This is a genomic window from Rhodopirellula sp. JB055 (assembly GCF_043100905.1).
Classification (GTDB): Bacteria; Planctomycetota; Planctomycetia; order Pirellulales; family Pirellulaceae; genus Rhodopirellula.
This window is the reverse complement of sequence record NZ_JBICHO010000222.1, coordinates 1-3,655: the sequence shown is the minus strand read 5'-3', so window position 1 is coordinate 3,655 and position 3,655 is coordinate 1. Positions and strand designations below refer to the sequence as shown.

General features: G+C 57.0%; 3 protein-coding genes. All 3 read right to left on the bottom strand.

All coding sequences use genetic code 11. The features are described 5' to 3' along the window. The coding region (locus tag ACF8AM_RS09260; RefSeq protein ID WP_392555364.1) for an NADP-dependent isocitrate dehydrogenase at nucleotides 1–1,413 on the bottom strand (1,413 nt) is incomplete at its 3' end. A 161-nt stretch (nucleotides 1,414–1,574) separates the two neighbouring features. Next, a complete protein-coding gene (locus tag ACF8AM_RS09255) occupies nucleotides 1,575–2,969 on the bottom strand; it encodes a phytoene desaturase family protein (protein ID WP_392555363.1) in 1,395 nt (464 codons plus the stop codon). A gap of 101 nt (nucleotides 2,970–3,070) precedes the next feature. After that, nucleotides 3,071–3,322, bottom strand: a complete 252-nt coding sequence (locus ACF8AM_RS09250; RefSeq protein WP_007325818.1) for an acyl carrier protein — start codon at nucleotides 3,320–3,322, stop codon at nucleotides 3,071–3,073. Nucleotides 3,323–3,655: the final 333 nt, after the last annotated feature.

Genomic DNA, 3,655 nt, shown 5'->3' with positions numbered 1-3,655 from the left:
CCAGTCCTTCACAGCGACGTCCTTGGTTTGGCAAGCACGCCAGATGTCGCCCGCTTCGACATCGTGGCTCATCAGTTCCTTGCCAGCCGAATTGACCACGCGAACCTGACCGTCGGCGGGAACGCGGAATGTTTTGTCGTGCGAACCGTATTCTTCCGCTTTCTTTGCCATCAAGCCAACGTTCGAGACGCTGCCCATCTTGGTGACGTCGAACTTTCCATTGGCAATGCAATCTTCTATGGTGGCTTGATAAACGCCGGCGTAGCAACGATCGGGGATGACGGCTTTCATGTCGTGCAACTTGCCATCGGGCCCCCACATTTTGCCACCCGCGCGAATCGCTGCGGGCATCGAAGCGTCGATGATCACGTCGCTCGGCACGTGCAAATTGGTGATTCCCTTGTCCGAATCGACCATCGCGATGTCAGGCAACCCGGATTGGATTTCGACCAAAGTGCCCTCGACCAATGCCCGCTGATCCGCTGGTAGGTCCTGAACTTTCGCAAACACCGACGCCAAGCCTTGATCCGGATCGACACCGGCAGCGGTCAACACGTCGCCATGTTCTTGGAACAAGCGGTCGAACATGACGCTGACGCAGTGCCCAAACAGAATCGGGTCACTGACCTTCATCATCGTGGCTTTCAGGTGCAGCGAAAACAGCACGCCGCTGGACTTCGCATCCGCGATTTGTTCGGCGTAAAAGGCTCGCAACTGCCGAGCACTCAGACGAGCCGAATCAACAATCTCGCCCGCGATCACTGCCAGACCGTCTCGGAGAACTGTGACGTTGCCCGCTGAATCAACATGTTCAATGCGCAAAGAATCGTCGGAGTCCATGACCACCGATTTTTCACTGCCATAGAAATCACCCTCGCTCATGTGAGCCACGTGTGACTTTGATTCGGCGGTCCAATCGCCCATCGAGTGCGGGTTCTTCTGAGCGTAGGCTTTGACCGGCGCGGCGACGCGACGATCCGAGTTCCCTTCCCGCAGAACCGGATTGACGGCACTCCCCAGCACTTTGGCGTAGGTCGCACGCACCGATTTTTCTTCGTCCGTTTGTGGATCCTGAGGAAAATCGGGGATCGCGTACCCTTGCGACTGCAGCTCCGTGATCGCTTCGACCAATTGCGGGATCGAGGCGCTGATGTTGGGCAACTTGATCACATTGGCTTGCGGCTGAGTGACCAATTCGCCGAGTTCAGCCAACGCATCTGGAACCCGCTGGTCCGCTGGCAAACGATCGGCGAACCCGGCCAAAATCCGACCAGCCAAGGAAATGTCCTTGGTCTCAAACGACAAGCCACTGCCGCTGGTGAACGCTCTCAAGATCGGCAGCAACGAACGAGTGGCCAGGGCGGGGGCTTCATCGGTGTGCGTGTAAACAATCGCGGCAGTTTCGCTGGGCATTCCAACCTCGTCAGGACAAAGACCCCGAAATCACGGGTATCAAGAAGCATTTGCGACCGAAAGCCTGCTGCCCCAACGCTCAATTGTCAATGCCGGCGCGACCTCAACGGATGGCCTGCAACCAAAAACCGCATCCAAGGACGCAACATCACTCTCAACCGTCAAACCTGAAGGCAATGCCGGTTCGCCATGCTGATGCCACTGACAATGGCCCCCACGATTCCGACAAACCCCTGGTCGGTGCCACACAGGAACACATTGGGCAGGTGAGTGGTGCCGTCGAGCTGCTTGTCTGGCGCACCGTAGACTGCGCCGTTGTCATGCCAAGTGAAACGACGAATCGTCTTGGGCGTGAAGACGTCGGTGTCGATCACTCGCGATCGGAAATCGGGCATGAACCGCACCGCCGACGCGACCGCTTCATCGTACTGAGTCACCTTTTCCGCGCGATACTTTTCCTCAGGCAAACCCGACCATCGATCGTGATTGGCGAGCGTGGTGATCCGCACCACCCCGTCGGGCAACTCGCCTTCTTCCGCGTCGTAGATGTAATTGTTCGGACTGCAGATGACTCCCGTCCGCGCGTCACACAGCGAATCCTCCGGCCGTTCCCAATGGAAATTCGGCGAGTCATTGTAGAACACGATCGTGCGATCAAACCCCAACTCTTTCGGCTTGCAATCGAGCACACTGATCGACTCGATGAAGGAAAGCTTGCCGGCCTTGGCGACATCGGGTTCGGTGATGTCGTCGCACATCCGCATCGTTTCCACCGTGCCTGCCGACGACAGAATCCGCTTGGCTTGCAGTTCGGTACCGTCATCCAGCACAACGCCGATCGCTTGGCCGTCTTCGACATGAATCTTGGCCACGCCGCTGCGCAGTTTCAACTCGCCGCCCAGCCCGCGGAACTTGCGAACCAAGTTCTTCAGGATGACTCGCACACCTTTGTAGGGACGCCCGAAGCCTTCCAAGTAGCAGGCCCGGAACATGATGCAAAACTGGCCGAAATCCATGTCATTTTCGCGAGCGTTGCCGTACCACATCAGCGGGCACAACAGCATTTCGATCAACAACGGATCAGACAAATGTTCCGCCATGACCTCGCGAGCCGAACGCATGAACTCAGGAGCGTCCCCGTCCATGTCGCTGTAATCGAGCAACGATCCACACAGGCTGCGGAACCCGTCAATCTGATCGGGAAAGCGAGACTTGATTTCGCTCTCCAGCATCGCGATGTCGTTGTTGAAATCCAACTCCACGCCAGGAAAACGAATCGAGGATCCGTTTTGCTCCGCGAGCTTGAAATCTTCCCAACCAAACCGCAGTTGCCGAATCAGCTTCGCCAGCGGACCTTTCTTGTCGCCCTTGCGAGCGAAGTTGGTCATCGCATGCAGCCCCACGTCGTAGTCACGACCGCCCATCCGATAGAACGAATTGAGACCACCGATCGTGTAATGCTTCTCGAGAATGCAAACGCGTTGGTCAAAGTGGGCCAGCCGAATGCCAGCGGCCAACCCGCTCATCCCCGCGCCGATGATGATGGTGTCGTACATACAGCGAAAGTGGAAAGAGGCACAGTGTCACAGAACCACAGGCACGACCAAGAGCAGGCACACCCTGTGGTTCTGTGGCCCTGTGGTTCTTTCCGCTGTTCCTAAAGATCCTTCATTTTGGGTTCCAGGTATGTGACCGTGGAATGCATGCTGGCGAGATGACCGTAATCTTCCTCTGGAATTTGCACGCGGTGACGCTTGCGAAGTTCCATCACGATGTCCAAAAAGTCCATCGAATCCAGTTCCAATTGCTCGCGAAACGCCTTTTGGTCGTCCAGGTTGTCGAGGTCCTCATCAGGAGAAATGTCGTCGAGGATATCGATGATTTCTTGGCGAATTTCGGCAGGAGTCATGAAAGGAAGCAGGAATGCGAGAGAAACGGGAAGGAAAAACGTCCGCGTCCCAACGGCAAAGCAATCTCCGCCGCGGGATGGAGTAGTTTCGACGGCATTGGGATTCGACACAAGGGGCACCCCACGACACCCTTGCCAAATGAATCGGGACAGATCGACGCAGAGAGGTGGAAAGTGGTGCAGGGGCACAGGGGCACAGGGGCACAGGGCCTCAGGGCCTCAGGGCCTCAGGACCACAGGACCACAGGACCACAGGACCACAGGACCACAGGACCACAGGACCACAGGACCACAGGACCACAGGACCACAGGACCACAGGACCACGGGACCAC